Annotated in this window: 13 protein-coding genes and 2 tRNA genes; 12 read left to right on the top strand and 3 right to left on the bottom strand. The window is 65.5% G+C overall.

Features of this window, described 5'->3' with window-relative positions:
* Positions 1 to 71: 71 nt before the first annotated feature.
* The 3 genes from ileS (at position 72) to ispH (ending at position 4,587) form a co-directional block, all read left to right on the top strand.
* Positions 72 to 2,933, top strand: a complete 2,862-nt coding sequence (gene ileS, locus LQ772_RS10340) for an isoleucine--tRNA ligase (RefSeq protein WP_231320662.1) — start codon at positions 72 to 74, stop codon at positions 2,931 to 2,933.
* A gap of 134 nt (positions 2,934 to 3,067) precedes the next feature.
* The gene (gene lspA, locus LQ772_RS10335) at positions 3,068 to 3,562 is read left to right on the top strand and encodes a signal peptidase II (RefSeq protein WP_231320660.1); all 495 of its coding nucleotides are present in this window, start codon (positions 3,068 to 3,070) and stop codon (positions 3,560 to 3,562) included.
* A 62-nt stretch (positions 3,563 to 3,624) separates the two neighbouring features.
* The gene (gene ispH / locus LQ772_RS10330) at positions 3,625 to 4,587 is read left to right on the top strand and encodes a 4-hydroxy-3-methylbut-2-enyl diphosphate reductase (RefSeq protein ID WP_231320658.1); all 963 of its coding nucleotides are present in this window, start codon (positions 3,625 to 3,627) and stop codon (positions 4,585 to 4,587) included.
* A 182-nt stretch (positions 4,588 to 4,769) separates the two neighbouring features.
* On the opposite strand, the gene LQ772_RS10325 is transcribed toward ispH, so the two are convergent.
* A complete protein-coding gene (locus LQ772_RS10325; RefSeq protein WP_231320656.1) occupies positions 4,770 to 5,231 on the bottom strand; it encodes a hypothetical protein in 462 nt (153 codons plus the stop codon).
* A 446-nt stretch (positions 5,232 to 5,677) separates the two neighbouring features.
* A tRNA-Thr gene (locus tag LQ772_RS10320) sits at positions 5,678 to 5,753 on the bottom strand.
* Positions 5,754 to 6,038: 285 nt separating this feature from the next.
* On the opposite strand from LQ772_RS10320, the gene LQ772_RS10315 reads away from it, so the two are divergent.
* From LQ772_RS10315 to LQ772_RS10280, 8 genes are all read left to right on the top strand, one after another.
* Positions 6,039 to 7,868 (top strand): diguanylate cyclase, encoded by a 1,830-nt coding sequence (locus LQ772_RS10315; protein WP_231320654.1) that lies wholly within the window; start codon positions 6,039 to 6,041, stop codon positions 7,866 to 7,868.
* Positions 7,869 to 7,996: 128 nt separating this feature from the next.
* Positions 7,997 to 8,497: a type IV pilus modification protein PilV gene (gene pilV / locus LQ772_RS10310; protein ID WP_231320652.1), complete on the top strand. Its 501-nt coding sequence runs from the start codon at positions 7,997 to 7,999 to the stop codon at positions 8,495 to 8,497.
* 11 nt (positions 8,498 to 8,508) lie between these two features.
* The gene (locus tag LQ772_RS10305; protein WP_231320650.1) at positions 8,509 to 9,591 is read left to right on the top strand and encodes a PilW family protein; all 1,083 of its coding nucleotides are present in this window, start codon (positions 8,509 to 8,511) and stop codon (positions 9,589 to 9,591) included.
* Between the two features lie 8 nt (positions 9,592 to 9,599).
* On the top strand, positions 9,600 to 10,265 hold the full coding sequence (locus tag LQ772_RS10300) for a PilX N-terminal domain-containing pilus assembly protein (RefSeq protein ID WP_231320648.1): 666 nt from the start codon (positions 9,600 to 9,602) through the stop codon (positions 10,263 to 10,265).
* 19 nt (positions 10,266 to 10,284) lie between these two features.
* Positions 10,285 to 15,882, top strand: a complete 5,598-nt coding sequence (locus LQ772_RS10295) for a pilus assembly protein (RefSeq protein ID WP_231320646.1) — start codon at positions 10,285 to 10,287, stop codon at positions 15,880 to 15,882.
* Positions 15,883 to 15,892: 10 nt separating this feature from the next.
* Positions 15,893 to 16,309 carry a type IV pilin protein gene (locus LQ772_RS10290; RefSeq protein WP_231320645.1) on the top strand — a complete coding sequence of 139 codons (417 nt, stop codon included), beginning with the start codon at positions 15,893 to 15,895 and terminating at the stop codon, positions 16,307 to 16,309.
* Positions 16,294 to 16,746, top strand: coding sequence for a DUF4124 domain-containing protein (locus LQ772_RS10285; protein ID WP_231320643.1), 453 nt, complete (start codon positions 16,294 to 16,296; stop codon positions 16,744 to 16,746). Before LQ772_RS10290 ends, LQ772_RS10285 begins: the two co-directional genes overlap by 16 nt.
* Positions 16,743 to 17,330: a GspH/FimT family pseudopilin gene (locus LQ772_RS10280; RefSeq protein WP_231320641.1), complete on the top strand. Its 588-nt coding sequence runs from the start codon at positions 16,743 to 16,745 to the stop codon at positions 17,328 to 17,330. Before LQ772_RS10285 ends, LQ772_RS10280 begins: the two co-directional genes overlap by 4 nt.
* 58 nt (positions 17,331 to 17,388) lie before the next feature.
* Here LQ772_RS10280 and LQ772_RS10275 read toward each other — a convergent pair.
* A tRNA-Val gene (locus LQ772_RS10275) sits at positions 17,389 to 17,463 on the bottom strand.
* 106 nt (positions 17,464 to 17,569) lie between these two features.
* Between LQ772_RS10275 and LQ772_RS10270 the strand changes: the two genes are divergently transcribed.
* Positions 17,570 to 17,893 (top strand): lipid-A-disaccharide synthase N-terminal domain-containing protein, encoded by a 324-nt coding sequence (locus LQ772_RS10270; RefSeq protein WP_231320640.1) that lies wholly within the window; start codon positions 17,570 to 17,572, stop codon positions 17,891 to 17,893.
* Positions 17,894 to 17,897: the final 4 nt, after the last annotated feature.

Raw genomic sequence — 17,897 nt, 5'->3', positions numbered from 1 at the left:
ATTTCCACTATTTTCAACGGTTCGCCGGCGCGTATCGCGCCTTTCCGGCGTCTCCTCACGGACAGCCCTACATGACGCACGACTACAAGAGCACGATCAACCTGCCGCAGACGGATTTCCCGATGCGCGGCGACCTGCCCAAGCGCGAGCCGCACTGGCTCGCCGAATGGGAGAAGGTCGGCCGCTACGCGCAGATCCAGCAGAAGGTGGCCGGTCGAGACAAGGCGTTCGTGCTGCACGACGGCCCGCCGTACGCCAACGGCGCGATCCACATCGGCCACGCGGTCAACAAGATCCTCAAGGACATGGTGGTCAAGTCCAAGCTGCTGGCCGGCTACCGCTCGCCGTACGTGCCCGGTTGGGACTGCCATGGCCTGCCGATCGAGATCGCGGTGGAGAAGAAGCACGGCAAGCCGGGCGAAAAACTCGACGCGCGCGCGTTCCGCCAGAAATGCCGCGAGTACGCCCAGGAGCAGGTCGACGCGCAGCGCGCCGATTTCAAGCGGCTGGGCGTGCTGGGCGACTGGTCGCATCCGTACAAGACGATGGACTTCCGTTACGAGGCCGACATGCTGCGCGCGCTGGCGCGCATCGTCGCGAATGGCCACGTGGTGCGCGGCGCCAAGCCGGTTTACTGGTGCTTCGACTGCGGCTCGGCGTTGGCCGAGGCGGAGATCGAGTACGGCGACAAGCAGTCCCCCGCCGTGGACGTGGCTTACGACGCGGTCGATTCGAAGGCATTGGCGGGCAGGTTCGGCGCCGATGCAGGTGACGCGATCGTTTCCGTGCCGATCTGGACCACCACGCCGTGGACGTTGCCGTCCAGTCAGGCGGTGGCACTGGGTGCGGATCTGGAATACGCCCTGGTCGAAGGGCCCGCGCGCGATGGCCGGCGGGTGCTGCTGGTGATCGCCAGCGCGTTGGTCGAGCCGGCCCTCAAGCGCTACGGCGTCGACGCTCCGAAGGTGCTCGGTCACGCCAGGGGCGCGGCCCTCGACGGCCTCAAGCTGCACCATCCGTTCTACCCGCGCGAAGTCCCTGTCCTGCTGGGCGAGCACGTCTCCGCCGAGGATGGTACCGGCGCCGTGCACACCGCACCGGACCACGGCATGGAGGACTTCATCGTCGGTCGCGAGAACGGCCTGGGAACGCTCAACTACGTCGGTCCGCGCGGTGCCTACCGCGAGGACGTGCCGGTGGCGGGTGACCTTCCGCTGGCGGGCATGCACATCTGGAAGGCCAACGATGCCATCGTCGATCTGCTGCGCGGCCGCGGGGTGCTGCTGGCGCACGCGAAGATCGAACACAGCTACCCCAACTGCTGGCGCCACAAGACGCCGGTGATCTTCCGCGCCACGCCCCAGTGGTTCATCGGCATGGAGCAGGCGGACCTGCGCGCCACCGCGCTCAAGGCGATCAAGGACGTGCGCTGGGTGCCGACCTGGGGCGAGGAGCGCATCGCCGGCATGGTTGCCGGTCGACCGGACTGGTGCATCAGCCGCCAGCGCACCTGGGGCGTGCCGATCGCATTGTTCGTGCACAAGGCTACGCAGGAGCCACATCCTGAATCGGTCGCGTTGCTGGAGCAGGTGGCGAAGCGGGTCGAGCAGGGCGGCGTCGACGCGTGGTACGAGCTCGACGCGACCGAACTGTTGGGCGATGAGGCCGGCGACTACGAGAAGGTCACCGACATCCTCGATGTGTGGTTCGATTCGGGCGTCACCCATTTCTGCGTGATCGGCCAGCGGCCCGAGCTGCAGAAGGGCGACGCCACGCAATACAAGGTGATGTACCTGGAAGGCTCGGACCAGCACCGCGGCTGGTTCCAGTCGTCCTTGCTCACTTCCTCGGCGATCCACGGCCGCGCGCCGTATGAGGAAGTGCTGACGCACGGCTTCACGGTCGACGCGTCCGGTCGCAAGATGTCCAAGTCGCTGGGCAACGTGGTCGCGCCGCAGAAAGTGATGGACACGCTCGGCGCCGACGTGCTGCGGCTGTGGGTGGCGTCGGCCGACTACCGCAACGAGATGACCGTCTCGGACGAGATCCTCAAGCGCGTCTCGGACAGCTACCGGCGCATCCGCAACACCGCGCGCTTCCTGCTCGGCAATCTGGACGGCTTCGATCCGACCAGGCACCTGCTGCCGGTGGAGCAGACGCTGCCGCTTGACCAGTGGGCGGTGCAGCAGGCGTTCGACGTGCAGCAGGCAGTGATCGCTGCCTACGAGCGCTACGACTTCCCCGACGTGGTCGCGCGCGTGCAGAACTTCTGCACCAACGAGATGGGCGCGCTGTACCTGGACATCACCAAGGACCGTCTCTACACCATGCCGACCGACAGCCACGGGCGGCGCAGCGCGCAGAGCGCGATGTTCCGCATTGGCGAGGCGCTGGTGCGCTGGCTGGCGCCGATCCTGGCCTTCACCGCCGAAGAGATCTGGCAGCAACTGCCCGGCGAGCGTGGCCAGAGCGTGTTGTTCGAGACCTGGTACGACGGGCTTGCCGCGACGCAGGGCTCGGCCGAGCAGCGTTCCTGGTGGGCCGAGCTGCTGGCGATTCGCGAAACGGGCGCAAGGGTTCTCGAGAGCATGCGCAAGGACGGCAAGATCGGCGCGTCGCTGGAAGCGAACCTGGCGATCCATGCCGATCCGGCCCTCCTCGAGCGGTATGCGGCGGCGCAGGACGAGCTGCGTTTCTTCTTCATCACCTCCGACGCGTCGCTGGCGCCGTTGATGCCACGTTCCGAGGAGGCAGTGAAGGTGGAACTGGCCGGCGGCGAAGCCTGGGTGTCGGCAACGGCCAGCGAGGCGGCCAAGTGCGTGCGCTGCTGGCACCGTCGTCCCGATGTGGGCAGCCAGCCGGACCATCCGGAGCTGTGTGGCCGCTGCGTCGAGAATGTGGCGGGGCAGGGCGAAACGCGCCGCTGGTTCTGATCGGAAAAAGGACGCTCATCCTGAGCACAGGCTGGTAGTGCCGAAGTCGAAGGGCCACGAAAGCGCTGGCCCTTCGGCTCCGCTGCGTTACGCTCAGGGCGAACGATGTTGGACAAATCGCTCCGGACTGGCACATGCATCCCAAACCCAACGCCTTGCCCTGGCTGCTCCTTTCCCTGCTGGTCATTGGCCTCGACCAGCTGACCAAGATATGGGCGCTGCACGCCCTGCAGCCGGCCGGCATGCCACATCCGGTGATCCCGGGGTTTCTCAACTGGACGCTGGCTTTCAATACGGGCGCTGCCTTCAGCTTCCTCGCGCAGGGCGACGGCTGGCAGCGCTGGTTCTTCGTCGTGCTGGCGCTGGTGATCAGTGGCGCACTGGTCGTATGGCTGGCGCGCACCGCACGCCGCGACTGGCGCACGGCGCTCCCGTTGGCCCTGATCGTCGGCGGCGCGCTTGGCAACCTGATCGATCGGCTGCATGCGGCGCAGGTGACCGACTTCATCCAGGTCTACTACCAGCAGTGGAGCTATCCGGTGTTCAACGTGGCCGACTGCGGCATCTCGGTCGGTGCGGTCCTGCTGATCCTGTTCGGTTTCAGGAGCGGCAAGGCCGACGTGCGATAATGCCCGGTGTAGGAGCGCAGGTTCGCGCCTACAGGAATCCGTCCCACTTCTGCGAAACTCCCATGGATATCCTGCTCGCCAATCCCCGCGGCTTCTGCGCCGGCGTCGACCGCGCCATCGCCATCGTCGAGCGTGCGCTGGAGTCCTACGGCGCACCGATCTACGTGCGCCATGAGGTTGTGCACAACCGCTACGTGGTGGAGAAGCTGCGCGCCGACGGCGCCATCTTCGTCGAGGAGCTGCACGAGGTTCCCGATGGCGCCACCGTGATCTTCAGCGCCCACGGCGTATCGCAGGCCGTTCGCGAGGAAGCCGGGCAGCGCGCGCTCAAGGTGTTCGACGCAACCTGCCCGCTGGTCACCAAGGTGCACATGGAGGTCGCGCGCCTGGGGCGCACCGGGCGCAGCGTGGTACTGATCGGCCACGCCGGCCATCCGGAAGTCGAAGGCACCATGGGGCAGTGGAATCCCGCCAACAGCGGCGAGATCCTGCTGGTCGAGTCGGTCGAGGATGTGGCCGGACTCACGCCCCGGTTCCCGCACCAGCTGTCCTATGTCACCCAGACCACGCTCTCGGTGGACGACACCAAGGCAATCATCTCGGCCCTGCGCGCGCGTTTCCCGGATATCGAGGGGCCGCGCAAGGACGACATCTGCTACGCCACGCAGAACCGCCAGGACGCCGTACGCCGGCTGGCCGGAGCGGTCGACCTGGTGCTGGTGGTAGGTTCGGTCAACAGCTCCAACTCCAACCGCCTGCGCGAGCTGGCGGAGAAGCAGGGCGTGCGCGCGTTCCTGATCGACGGCGCCGAGCACATCGACCGTGCCTGGCTCGATGGCGTCACGCGCATCGGCATCACCGCCGGCGCGTCGGCGCCGGACAAGCTGGTGCGCGACGTGATCGCCCGGCTGCAGTCCTGGGGCGCCGGCGAAGTGCGCGAGCTGCAGGGCGAGGCCGAAACGATCACCTTCGCGCTGCCGCGCGAACTGCGCCTGGATGGCGGCAACGTCCCCGCCAGCCTCTGACGCGGGGCGCCTCTGCAAAGAAAAAGCCCGCTCGCGCGGGCTTTTCATGGTGGAGCCTGAAATAGGAATCGAACCTACGACCTATGCATTGCTGGAGAAGTATGTAGGCCGCTCGGCTACTGAAGCGGCCGCGCCCTAAGTACCCGATGGGTGGGCCGACGCGCGGCCCACCGTGAAGCGTCTTATGGGGTGCCCCAGCCGCCCGTGAAACTGGAAAACGCGTATGTATCTCGCGAGGGTGCCGGCATACCGCAGGACGGATGGCTTCCCCAAGGGTGGTTCATCCCCGGATCGTTACACCACTGCGATTGGGTCAGTCCGAGCGGAGCGCGGAAATAAGTCATGTCATAGGTGTAGTCGCCCCACGCGGTCGGGTAGCACGACTCCACCCCGTTGAGCATGTCGCAGCTGATGTACTTGTCACCGCAGCTGAATTGTTCCTCGATTCGGTACGGATTCGACACGTTCAGTGTTCCTGCGTGTTCGGCCACGTTGTTGCAGTAAAGGATCTGTTGCCCGATCACGTGACCGGTACTGCTCAGATAGATCACCGACCGCGCGTACTGCACGGCCGCCATCGAAGCGACGGGTACGGCTAGACCCAGAATCACGAGCGCGAGCAGAGCTATTAGCTTGCCTTTCATGTGCGTCCCTCGTCCTTTGAGCTCCACACGGAGCACCTCAAACGCTATACCTCGCGCGCCAAGCGCAACGGCTTGCGGAACAGAATCAGAAATCGCCTACATGGGGAGCTGGACGCGAGTCACACTCTGCAGAATCGCCGTGCGTGCTGCATAGCGGGTGATCGCCACAGTAGCTGTCCGGTGGCCACGCGACGCGGCCGGTCTCCTCACGCTCGCCACGCTTGTGGCGACGCCTGGCGATAGGGGCCACAAAGGTCGAATTTCCCACCCCGACCAGCAGCGATCGCAGCGGCCTGCGAAACAGTGGGCCGCTGCGTCCGCGTGTTTCTGAGCTAGTCGTCCTGTGGACCGGCCGCCCTGAGCTGCCACTTTAGGCAATCGTTACGCAAAGCCAGAAATGACAAGGGCCTGCGGAGGCGGCAACCTGCGCAAGCCCTTGATTTTACTGGTGCCGGAAATAGGAATCGAACCTACGACCTACGCATTACGAATGCGCCGCTCTACCAACTGAGCTATTCCGGCAAAGAGGCGGGAATTCTACGGATCGATCGGGGTGCACGCAAGCGCATCAGGCGTGGCAAGCTTGGCGACTGCGGTGGATGGCGTATGGATGGAGGGGACGCCGCCCACTACAGTCTCCGGGTCTCCTGCCGTTACAAAAGGAGGCATACCGCCTAGAGCTCGCCAGGGAAAGGGCGCCCAACGGATTCCTCAGCCTTGCCCATAGCCACTGCCAGAGCAAAGCCGCTGCTGCGGGCAGTGTCGATATTGATCCTCTGCCTTTTCCTGGGGAGGGCGTTTGCGGCGGTGCCGCCCGACCAAGCGGCAGCGTTCGACCAGTACGCCGGCCGGCTGGAGCGCGGCGAAATCTCGCCCGACACCCAGGCGGGCGTGCTCGAAGCGCTGGAGCACATGAAAAGCCTGGTGCCGGCGGGCGATGCACGGCGCGAGCTTCGCTACCGCTACATGTATTGCATCCTCGGGCTGGACACCTCACCCGAACAGGCCATCGCGTACGCGGACAAGGGCATCGAGGATGCCCGTCGCCTCGGCTACGTCGAGGCCGAAGTCAACTTCCACTTCTGCCGCGGCGCCAACCAGGAAGCGCTGACCACGCCACGCGATGCGCTGGCCGACTACGACGCCGGCATCACGCTGGCGCGCCAGCACGAAGACCAGCGGCTGGTTGCCGATGGGCTGACCTGGCGCGGCAGCGTGCAATCGCTGCTCGGCGAACATGCCCTGGCGCTGGTGGATTTTCTCGAGGCGCAGAAGTTCTACGCGACCAGCGGTGCGCCGGTCGAGAGCGAGGACAACCTGTTCAACATCGCCGTGGCCTATCGCCGGTTGGGCGAGGAGACGCAGGCGCGCGGGTACCTGGACAAGCTGCTTGTGCTGGGCGAACAGCGACACGATCGCGCGCAGCAACTCGCCGCGCACATGGAGCTGGGCTTCCTCGAAAGCGAAGCCGGCAACCAGCCGGCGGCCGAGCGGCACCTGCGCAAGGCGCTGGCATTGGCGCACGCGGTCGACAGCCGCTCGCGGGGCGCGAGCATCCACCTGGGGCTGGCGCAGGTCGACAATCTGCAAGGTCGTTATCAGGAGGCGCTGAAAGAGCTCGCCCTGGCCAAGCCGGGGTTCGCCCGCATGGGCGACCGTTCCAACCGCGACATGATCCTCCTGCAGACCGCCGAGGCGCACGCGGGGCTGGGCAAGCAGGCCGAGGCTATCGACGAATACAACCAGGCCGAAAAGCTGCTGCAGGAAAGCGGCAACCTGCGCTACCTGGCCGAGTTGCTCGATGCGCGCGCGCGCAGCTACCAGGCGCTCGACCATCTGGATCTCGCGGTGGCGGACCTGCGCCGGCTGGTCACGGTGCACGAGGCGCTGGACCGCAAGGCGCACTCGGACAACGCCACGCTGATGAACTACCAGTTCCAGACCGCCCAGCGCGAGCAGGAAAACCGCCGTCTGGCGGCGGATCGTGCATTGAAGGAGCAGCAACTGGAGTCGCTCGAACGGGTGCGGCACTGGCAGCGCCTGGCGCTGGTGCTCGGCGGCGTGTTGATCGTGTTGCTGTTGTGGCTCGCGGCGCGCCAGTTCCGGCGCTCGCGCAAGCTGCACCGGTTGGCGATGACCGATCCGCTCACCGGGATCGCGAATCGCCGGCACATCGAACAACTGGCCCGGCAGGCGCTCGCCCATGCCGGGGCCAACGGCGAGTCGTTGTGCGTGCTGGTGCTGGACGTGGATCACTTCAAGGGCGTCAACGACGCCTTCGGGCACGCGGTCGGCGACCAGGTGCTGGTGCGCGTCGCCCAGGCCTGCAAGCAGGCGCTGCGCCGCTTCGACATGATCGGCCGGCTGGGTGGCGAGGAATTCCTGGTGGTGCTGCCGGACACCACCCCGGAAGTCGCCCTGCAGATCGCCGAGCGCCTGCGCCGGAAAGTCGAGTCGCTGCCGCTGGCCAATCTGGCCCCCGGACTGCAGATCACCGCCAGCGTCGGCGCGGCCGTGGCCGACCATGACGTCGACGACCTTGCCGAACTGGTTCGGCGCGCCGACAACGCGATGTATCGCGCCAAGGATGCCGGACGCAATCGCGTGGAGGTCGGCAGCCGGGCCCAGATGGTGTGACGCAGGCCGCATCCGCCCAGGGGACGGATGCCGCTCGTCGGGAAAAACCTGCCTTTCGTCCGCCGGGGTCTGGCGGCTGATGCATGGTCGCCTATGCTGGGATCGGCGTGATCCGGAAGGGGGCTGGAATGAATCGTTACGCGCGCAGCCAGCGCGGCGTGTCGCTGGTCGAGGTAATGGTCGCGATCGTCGTGTTCGGCATCGGCATGCTTGGCCTGGCACTGCTGCAGACCAAGGGCGCCCAGTTCACCAAGGAATCGAGTTCGCGTACCAACGCGATCATCCAGGCGCGCAGCCTGGCCGACGCCATGCGTGCCAACCCGCAAGGCGTCGATCCGGCCGACGGCAGCAGTAGCTATTACCTCTACGACGGTTCTGTCGCGCCGGATCCGGCGGCCTGTGCCAGCAACCAGCCGTGCGAGCAGGCCAAGACCGATCTGAAGGAATGGCTGGCCCGGCTCAAGAGCAGCACGATCGGAGCCCAGGGCGCGCCGGCCGCCACGGTGACCCGCGACGCCAAACTCGGCACCTTCACTGTCACCGTGTCCTGGAATGGCCTGGATCTCAACGGTGACAAGCAGCTGACTGCCGCCGACAACGGCACCTTCAGCTTCAGCATGCTGCCATGAGGACTCCACGCATGCGGTCGAACCGTTCCCGCCGATCCGCCGGTTTCTCGCTGGTGGAAATGATGATCGCCATGGTGCTCGGCCTGATCGTGGTCGCCGGCCTGATCCAGGTGCTGCTGGCCAACCGCAAGTCCTACCAGTTGCAGCAGGGCACCAACATCCTGCAGCAGAACATGCGCTTCGCCTCCGACCGCATCGGCTGGTCGCTGCGCATGGCGGATTTCTGGGGCGGCAACCCCGGCAGCGTGGTCACCGGCAGTCCTTCGGTGACGCCGCGCGGCGATTGCAAGAAGGATTGGATCCTGAACACCCGGCAGGGTGTCTATGGCTACGATGGCGGCGCGACTTTCCCGATCGCCGGTTGCGTGGACGACAAGGACTACGTCAAGGGTTCGGACGTGCTGGTCACGCGCTACGTCGACGCCGACGGCATGGACCCGGCTGCCAGTTCGACGATCTCGGCCGAGCCCAAGCAGGTGTACCTGGTATCGGCCATCGGCCAGCAGGCCGCGCTGTTCGTGGGCAGCGACAGCGTGCCGACCACTCCGCCGGCATCCGCGATCGGCCGCTACGTCTATCCCTACCGCCTGGACATGTACTACTTGCGCCCCTGCAGCGATCCCGACGGCGGTACCGATACGTCCCACTGCGACGCAGGCGATGACGATGGCAACCCTATCCCGACGCTGATGCGCATGCGCCTGGACAGCACTGGCAACCTCACCGAGGAGCCGCTGGTGGAAGGGATCGAGCAGTTGCAGTTCCGCTACGGCATTACCGGCACCGACATGAGCCAGATCGTGCCCACGGCCTACGAGGACGCCAGCACCGTGGCGGCCGACGAATGGTCGCGGGTCATCACGGTCGACGTGGGCCTGGTGGCCGTATCGCAGCAGCGCGACATGTCGATGCCGCACACCGGCACGTTCCGTGTGGGCAATTGCACCTACAAGGTCGACGATGGCTCGACCACGACGACCGGCTGCGCGAGTTTCTCGGTGGCCGGGACCAAGCCCTGGCAATTCGCCCGTACGCCGCTGACCCAGGTGGTGCAGCTGCGCAACCGCACCCGCATGCTGGTGGCTTCCCGATGAACATGCACATGACCCGCTCCCGCCAGCGCGGCATCGCGCTCTTCGTCGGCCTCGTCTTTCTGGTGGTGCTCTCGCTGGTGGCGGTCATCGCCATGCGCGGCACTTTGATGGAAATGCGCCTGGTGACCAACGTGGCCCGCCATCAGCAGGCGTTCGAGGCTTCGGAGACGCTGCGCTCCGTCCCGATCTCCGTGTTCGACGAGCATGTCTTCCAGCGAGGCTGGCCCGAGCAGCTCGGCGGCACGTTGCCGGACGATGACTTCGACTTCCAGCTGGCCAACCAGATGCTGACTGTCTTCAAGAACGGCCTGCAGAAGAACTGCGCCGGCGACGTGGATCTGTTCTACGGCAACCTGGAGCCGGGCTGCGGCGGGCTCGATGCCGAGAACCGCTACGACACCAACACCTGGCACCCGGACGCGATCCTGTCGATGTGCGACGTGACCAGCACCGGGTGTTCGCGCGACATCACCGCCACGGTCTCGATCGTGCCCGACGGCACGGTGCTCGCCGAAGGCTCCGGCGGCGCCCAGGCGGCCGGCTACCGCGGTATCGGCGGTGGCGCCGCGGCCGGTGGCGGCAGCATGTATTTCGAAGTGATGAGCGTTGGCACCGTGCCGGGGGACGGCCGTGCCGTCACCATGGCCCAGTACCGCCAATCGATCCGCAACTGAAGCAATAGGGAAACATCCCATGCGAACCCTCCACGCATCCTTGCGCACGATCGCGGCGCTGTTCCTCATCACGCTGACGGCGGGCATCAGCGTCGTGCCGGTGGCGCGCGCGGGCAGCGGCTCAGGCGGAAGCGGCAGCGGTGGCGGCACCACTTCCACGCCGGTAGGGCTGGACGCGCCGATTTCGACCACCAGCAACGGCGACAAGTCAAACGCCGACAACTACACCGCTTACCCGCTGCTCAACGTCGGCGCCGTCCCGCCGCTGGTGATGCTGGTGATGTCGCGCGACGAGCAGCTCTACATCAAGGCCTATACCGACTACACCGACCTGAACAACGACGGCGTGGTCGATATCACCTACCAGGACAAGTTCGATTACTCCGGTTACTTCGATCCCAACCTCTGCTACGGGTACGGCAGCGGCCAGTTCAAGGCCTCCGCGGCGGCCACGGATGCCAATGGCAACGGCAAGGCGCACGAGTGCGACGGCAAGACCTGGAGCGGCAACTTCCTGAACTGGGCCGCGATGAGCCGTATCGACGTGTTGCGCTACGTGCTGTACGGCGGCAACCGGTCCACCGACGATGCCGACAGGACGGTGCTGGAACGCGCCTACATCCCCAGCGACCTGCACGCCTGGTCGAAGGTATACCTGGGTACCGACGTCAATTCGTTCACGCCGTTCACTACCTCGGACACCAGCAGCAACGGCCTGTCGATGTGCAACGTGACGCCGACCCTCACCGGCGCGCCGCAGTTGCGCGTGGCCAAGGGCGCGTATTCGGAGTGGGCCTCGACCGCCCGTGAGCAGTGCCGCTGGCGCGAGGACATCACCCAGAGCGGCGCGGACATCAACAAGTCCGATTCGCCCTCCAAGACCAGCGACGGCCTGGGCAACTACGTCTACACCGTGCGCGTGGAAGTCTGCGATCCCAGCAGCAGCGCGGTGCGCGAAAGCTTCTGCAAGGCGTACGTCGAAACCAAGAGCGACGGCACCACGGCAACCCACTACAAGCCCTACGGGCTGCTGCAGCGCTACGGTCAGAATGGCGAGATGCGCTTCGGCCTGATCACCGGCACCTACAGCGCGCCCCGTGCGGGCGGCATGCTGCGCCGGAACATCGGCCTGCTGGCCGGCAACGTGCCCGGTACCGCGTGCTCCAACACTGCCGGCAAGGTCGACGAGATCAACCTGCAGACGGGACAGTTCTGCAACCAGGCGGACGGCAACGAAGGCATCATCAATACGCTCCGGCGCTTCCGCCTCACCTCGTGGGATCCGTCCAACGACGTCTACTCCGACTGCAACACCTACGGCATCCTGCAGCGCGACGTGAAGGGTGCCAACGGCCACCTGCTCGATCCGGATGGCGCCAGCGGCAACACCACGGCATACAACTGCAAGGATTCGGGCAACCCGCTCGCCGAGATGTATGCCGAAGCCCTGCGCTACATCAAGGGCAAGTCCGCGACCAGTACGTTCAACGTCAGTGATGCGAGCATCATCACCGGCCTGCCGCGGGCGAGCTGGCTCGATCCCTACCGCGACCCCAGCCAGGGCGGCAACGCCTACTGCGCCAACTGCAGCATCGTGCTGATCTCCACGGGTCTGAACTCGTTCGACAGTGACCAGATTCCCACGGTCGAGGGCCTGCCCAAGCAGGCGAACGCGGCCACTACCGACGTGGGCATCAACGAGGATCTTTCCGGTGCGCTGAGCGGCAAACCGCCCAAGTACCTGGTCGGCCGCGTGGGCGCGCTTACGTCCACGACCTACCAGGACGTCTGCACGCCGAAATTCATCGCCGATCTTTCGACCACCTTCGGCATCTGCCCGGACATCCCTTCGCTGGAGGGCGGCTATCAACTCGCTGGTCTGGCCTACGAGGCCTGGACCAACGACATGCGCCCGGACCTTCGTCCGTCCAAACCCGGCAAGACCAAGGTGCAGACCTACGCGATCGCGCTGGCCGAAACCCTGCCGACCTTCCAGATCAGCGTGCGCGCCAGTGCCAGCACGACCGACCTGATCACCATCACGCCGGCCTGCCAAGCGAACAACGACGGTTCGGCCAGCCTCAACAGTGCCAACGGCTGGCGCAGCTGCTACCTGGGCAACCTGACGATCGGTACCCGGACCTCGACCACGCTCTCGCAGAGCGATTGGCTCAGAGTAGTGAGCAACCAGTCACCCAAGAACGCAGGTAGCTGCGGCGGTTCCAGCGCGCCCTGTCACGTGTTTGGCCTGCCGTACACACTCGACGCCAATGGCGAACCGATCAGCGGCAGCTTCACCATCACCTGGGAAGATTCCCAGTGGGGTAACGACCACGATAATGACGTGGTCGAGATGCTGACCTTCTGCAAGGGCAGCGGCTGCAGCTACGACGGCAACAAGGACGGCACGGCCGACATCTGCGAAGGGACCACGTCGAACGCCTGCAACAACGTCAAGTCGACCCAGGAAAGCCAGATCCTGGTCCGTACTGAGTCGCTGTCGGCCTATGCAGGCAACGCGTTGCAGGTTGGCTACACGACCGCCGGCGCCTTCAACAGCGGCAATCAGGACGTGAGCGGCGTGAAGTTCACCGTGCTGCGTCCGGGCAATACCAATGGCAGCCTGCTGTTCGGCGATTACGGCGGTGCGCGCAGTTGGACGCAGCCTTCCGTGGAGAAGTACAGCACCGGTCCGGCCGAACAGCTTCCGTTGGAGAACCCGCTGTTCTTCGCGGCCAAGTACGGCGGCTTCGCCGACCAGAACGCCGACAACAAGCCCGACCGTGCCGATTCGGCTGAATGGGACGCCATCGTCAACGACACGGGCGCGGCCGGACAGGACGGCATTCCCGACAACTACTTCCTGGTGCGCAACCCGGCACAGCTTTCCGATCGCCTGTCGCGCACGTTCGACGCCATCCTCAAGCGCGCCGGCTCCGGTACGGCCGCGGCGGTGGTGGCCAACAGCGCCAAGGGCGTGGGCCTGGTCTACCAGGCGCTCTACCAGGCCGAGCGCAAGGACGCCAACGAGCGCGCAGCCGACTGGAACGGCACGCTCAACGGCCTGTGGACCGACAGCTTCGGCCGGCTCCGCGAGAACGGCAACGGTCTCTCCAGCGGCGTGGCCACGCTCGATGGCTACGACGTCGACCCGGTGATCGAGTTCTACTACGACCCCAACGACGGGCAGACCAAGTTCCACCGGGAAATCATGCCCGGTAGCGCCGACGGCTCGCCGGTGACGATCTTCGACAAGACCAAGGCCACCATCACCGATCACGGACTCGATGAGTTGAGGACCGTCTGGAGCGCGCAGGAGCAGCTGTGGGCCACCGGGTTCAACACCGGCGTGAACACCACCGACCTCACCAGCAGCAACCGCAGCTACACCGGGTTGACCAGCGGCGGGCGCTACATCTTCACCTGGATCGACGCCGATCACGACGGCGTGGTCGATGCCAACGAGCAGCAGCCGTTCGTGTTCAGCGGCACCAGCGCGGGCAGCGGTTTCTACGGCAGTCAGAGCACCAGCAAATCCGGTGGCACCACGACCACGACCAGCACCGGCAATTTCCGCTACCTCAACACGGCCGACCCTTCGGTGGCCAAGCGCATCGTGGCCTGGATCCGCGGTTACGAAGTGGCCGACAAGGACAGTCAGGGCACCGCGCTGTGGCGCTCGCGCACGGTCGACTACAACAACGACGGCACGCTGCGCACCCTGCGTTTGGGTGACATCGTGGACTCGACGCCGGTGGTGGTGGGTACCCCGTCCGAGGCGTTCGACCTGCTGTACGGCGATACCAGCTACGGCACGTTCCGCGACCACTACCGCAGCCGCCGCCAGGTGGTGTACGTAGGCGCCAATGACGGCATGCTGCACGCCTTCAACGGCGGCTTCTACAACGCGAAGGAGCAGAAGCTGCAGCTGACCCCGACCGACACCACCCAGACGGTGACGGCCGATCCACTGGGCGGCGAGCTGTGGGCCTATGTGCCGGGCAACCTGCTGCCGCACCTGCGCTGGCTGGCCGACCCCGACTACAAGCACAACTTCTACGTCGACGGCAGCCCGATCGCCCAGGACGTGAAGGTGTTTGCCGACGACACCGACCATCCGGACGGCTGGGGCACCATCCTGATCGTGCCGTTCCGCTTCGGTGGCGGTCCGATCTCGGTCAATACCGCGACCGACAGCACCACGGCCACGCAGAACTCTTTCTCTGCCTACGTCGTGCTGGACGTGACCAACCCGGAGAAGGCGCCAGTGTTGTTGGCCGAGCTGACCAATACCACGCTCTCGGGTACCGACCTCAAGTGCGGTACGAGTGCTGCCGTGCCGTCGTGTGCGGACATCACCAAGGTGGTCGACACGTACACCTCGTCGATCCCCGCGGCAGCGATCTTCCGCGACAACACCTCCGGCAGCCCGAACAAGTTCTTCCTCTTCACCGGTTCGGGCACGACGGACAACGGCGGCGTGGGCAAAACCGAGGGCGGCAACGCCGTGGCGACCACGTCTCTGAAGATCCGTGCCTACGACCTGGAAGACCTGACGTCCACAATGCGTTCGTCCACGCCGGCAAAGACCTTCGACCTGGCCACCATCGGCGCGACGACTGCCGAACCGACCCCGGGCGTCAAGAGTTTCGCGGGCGACCTGATCGCCTCGGACTACAACCTGGACGGCCGTTCGGAAGGGCTCTACTTCGGCAGCGTGCAGGACCAGGGGGCCAACGACTTCGGCGGTTCGCTATGGAAGCTGAGCTTCATTAGTGACGGCAAACCCGATCCGGACCCGGACAACTGGATGCCGCAGCGAGTCATTTCGGACCTGGACCTGCCGATCACCGTCCGCCCGACGGTAGGCCGAAACGACCGCGGCGCGCCCATGGTGTTCTTCGGCACCGGGCGTGCCTACACCAAGACCGATCTGGCCTCGACTGCGCAGCAGAAAATCGTGGGACTCATCGACACGTCATTGCTGTCTGCCAGTGACCGGCAGTGCGATAGCGGCAAGACCAGCGGTTTGTGCGACAACTTGCCGTTGGCGATGTCCGACCTGCTGGATGTCACCGGCATCAAGGTGTTCACCGACGACTCGGTGAGCGGCGCAACCGACGACAGCGGCACCAACATCGACACGTTCGACAAGCTGTTGGGCAGCTTCGATTCGGTCAATCGCCTGGGCTGGTACCAGGAGCTGACCGCGCCGACCACCACCACCGACAAGACGCCGGCCGAGCGTGTGGTCAGCGCACAGGGCCTTCTCGGCGGCGTGTTGCTCACCACCACGTTCTTCCCGGGCACGGACACCTGTACCGACGTGGGCCGCGGCGCGCTCTATGGCCTCAACTACAAGAGTGGTACGGCAAGCCCGACGGAACAGTTCTTCGGCACCACACCCAGTGGTGGGAAGGATGCAGTGAACAAGTCCACCGACCTGGGGCCGGGCCTGCCGGCGCCGCCGAGCCTGCACGTAGGCGAAGGCACCGGTAAGAGTAAGTTGACCGCCTGCGTACAGACGTCCACGGGCGCGATCATCTGCAAGGAGATCACCACCCTCAAGTCGGTGCTCAGCAGCGAGGTATCCTGGCATGAACCGCTGGACAAATAAGGAGCGCCGCATGCGCAGGCAGCAGGGTTTTACGCTGATGGAGATGATGATCGTGCTGGTCATCATCGCGATCCTGGCGTCCATCGCGGTTCCGTCCTACCGCAGGTACGCGGTGCGTTCCCACCGCGTCGACGCGCAACGTGCGGTGACCGACCTGGCCGCCAGGCAGGAGCGTTACCTGTACAGCAACAACGCGTATACCGACGACCTGACCCAACTGGGTGCCAACAGTTCCATCGCGGGCACCTACTACACGGTGGAAGTCGACCCAGCCAGTACCTCGAGCACGACCTTCAAGATCGTGGCCAGTGCCACCGGAACGCAGAAGAGGGACGACGCGCAGTGCCAGACGTTCACGCTGGACCAGGCGGGGCGACAGGGGTCGACCGGTACCACCGCCAACGACCCGGCATGCTGGGGACGCTGAGCATGGTTCGCGCCAGGCTTCTGATCGGCTGTGTGGCCGCGTCGCTGTGCCTCGCCGCCGTGGCGCAGGACGGCACCTACTACAAGTGGACCGACGCCAGCGGCACGGTCCACTTCAGCGCCTCGCCGCCGCCGGGCCACAAGGCCAAAGCGCTTGTGCTCGAGGGACAGGAGGGCAGCCAGGCTGCCCCGGCACCGCCGCCGCCGGACGTGCCTACCGAGCCTTCGGCAGAGCTTGAAAAGGCGCAGGCGGCCTACCGCCAGCACTCGTGCGAAGCCGCCCGCAATGACCTGAAACTGCTGGAACAGAACCGCATGGTGGTAAGCGGTGGCAGTCCGGACGCGGCCACCAAGCTTGACGCCGAACAGCGTGGGCAAGCCAAGCTGCGCGCCCGGCAGCGAATTTCACAGTTCTGCGGTGCGGGGAGCAAACCATGAGCATGCAGGCATCCAGGGCGGCACGCGGCTTCAGCCTGATCGAGCTGATGGTCGCCATCGTCGTGCTCGCCATCCTGACGAGCATCGCGCTGCCCAACTTTCGCAGCTTCGCGCGGCGCAATGCGGTCACGTCGCAGTCCAATGCGATCCTGGCCGACCTGCAGTACGCCCGCAACGACGCCATCACGCGGCGGGTGGTCACGGAAATCTGCGGCAGCACGGACGGCACCGCCTGCACCGGCTCCAACGCGTTCGAGGGGGGGTGGGTGGTCTATCGCGAGACCGCACCGGGGCCGACCGCCACGTTCAGCGCGGCGGACGAGGTGCAACGCGTCACGCAGGCCCAGTCAGGCATCAGCATCCTCCTGGTCGACGACACCGGCGCGGCGGTAGACGACGTCGGTTTCAACCAGCAAGGGTCGGTGGTGGGTGACCAGCCACTGCATTTCCTGATCTGCTCCAAGTCCGGAGACGACACCGTCGGAGAGAGCACGCAGGCCGTGCCCGGCTCTGAACTGCTGTTGTCTTCGTCCGGCCGGGCCACGATCCGTCCGATCGCCGTCGGAGGCAGTTGCGGCGGCTGACAGGTGTTCGGGAGCACCTAAAGAAAAACCCGGCGCGAGGCCGGGTTTTTTTTATGCGTGGTGGGCGATGCAAGGATCGAACTTGCGACACCTGCCGTGTGAAGGCAGTGCTCTACCGCTGAGCTAATCGCCCGCCGAGAGCGCGCAACTATACGGGGGCTTGCAGGTGTGGTCAATGGCCACGTCGAACCAAGGCGGCGTTGGTTAGAATGCCCGCCTTTCAGGCAGGCGCCGATCCCATGGACCTTTTCGCTCCCATCCTGCACGCGCTGCAGCATTTCCAACTGACGCCATGGAAGCTGGTCGGTTTCGTCGGCACCTTCATGTTCACCAGCCGCTGGTTCGTGCAGCTGTATTACACGCGCAAGTACAAGCGGGTGGTGATGCCCCTGGCGTTCTGGTGGCTGTCGGTATTCGGGAGTGCGCTGCTGCTTGCCTACTTCACGGTCGGCAAGAACGACTCGGTGGGCATTCTTTCCAATTTCTTCCCCGTGTTCGTCTCGGTCTACAACCTGGTGGTGCACTTGCGCCAGCGCAGGCACGGAATCGCGGAAGGAACCTGACGTA

This window comes from Frateuria edaphi (genome assembly GCF_021117405.1).
Lineage (GTDB): Bacteria > Pseudomonadota > Gammaproteobacteria > Xanthomonadales > Rhodanobacteraceae > Frateuria_A > Frateuria_A edaphi.
This window is presented reverse-complemented; position numbering and strand designations above follow the sequence as displayed.

Bases quoted from the DNA above. Each gene is read 5' to 3' on its own strand.
- ileS (WP_231320662.1), top strand. From the start codon at position 72: ATGACGCACGACTACAAGAGCACGATCAACCTGCCGCAGACGGATTTC.
- lspA (WP_231320660.1), top strand. From the start codon at position 3,068: ATGCATCCCAAACCCAACGCCTTGCCCTGGCTGCTCCTTTCCCTGCTG.
- ispH (WP_231320658.1), top strand. From the start codon at position 3,625: ATGGATATCCTGCTCGCCAATCCCCGCGGCTTCTGCGCCGGCGTCGAC.
- LQ772_RS10325 (WP_231320656.1), bottom strand. From the start codon at position 5,231: ATGAAAGGCAAGCTAATAGCTCTGCTCGCGCTCGTGATTCTGGGTCTA.
- pilV (WP_231320652.1), top strand. From the start codon at position 7,997: ATGAATCGTTACGCGCGCAGCCAGCGCGGCGTGTCGCTGGTCGAGGTA.
- LQ772_RS10305 (WP_231320650.1), top strand. From the start codon at position 8,509: ATGCGGTCGAACCGTTCCCGCCGATCCGCCGGTTTCTCGCTGGTGGAA.
- LQ772_RS10300 (WP_231320648.1), top strand. From the start codon at position 9,600: ATGACCCGCTCCCGCCAGCGCGGCATCGCGCTCTTCGTCGGCCTCGTC.
- LQ772_RS10295 (WP_231320646.1), top strand. From the start codon at position 10,285: ATGCGAACCCTCCACGCATCCTTGCGCACGATCGCGGCGCTGTTCCTC.
- LQ772_RS10290 (WP_231320645.1), top strand. From the start codon at position 15,893: ATGCGCAGGCAGCAGGGTTTTACGCTGATGGAGATGATGATCGTGCTG.
- LQ772_RS10285 (WP_231320643.1), top strand. From the start codon at position 16,294: ATGCTGGGGACGCTGAGCATGGTTCGCGCCAGGCTTCTGATCGGCTGT.
- LQ772_RS10280 (WP_231320641.1), top strand. From the start codon at position 16,743: ATGAGCATGCAGGCATCCAGGGCGGCACGCGGCTTCAGCCTGATCGAG.
- LQ772_RS10270 (WP_231320640.1), top strand. From the start codon at position 17,570: ATGGACCTTTTCGCTCCCATCCTGCACGCGCTGCAGCATTTCCAACTG.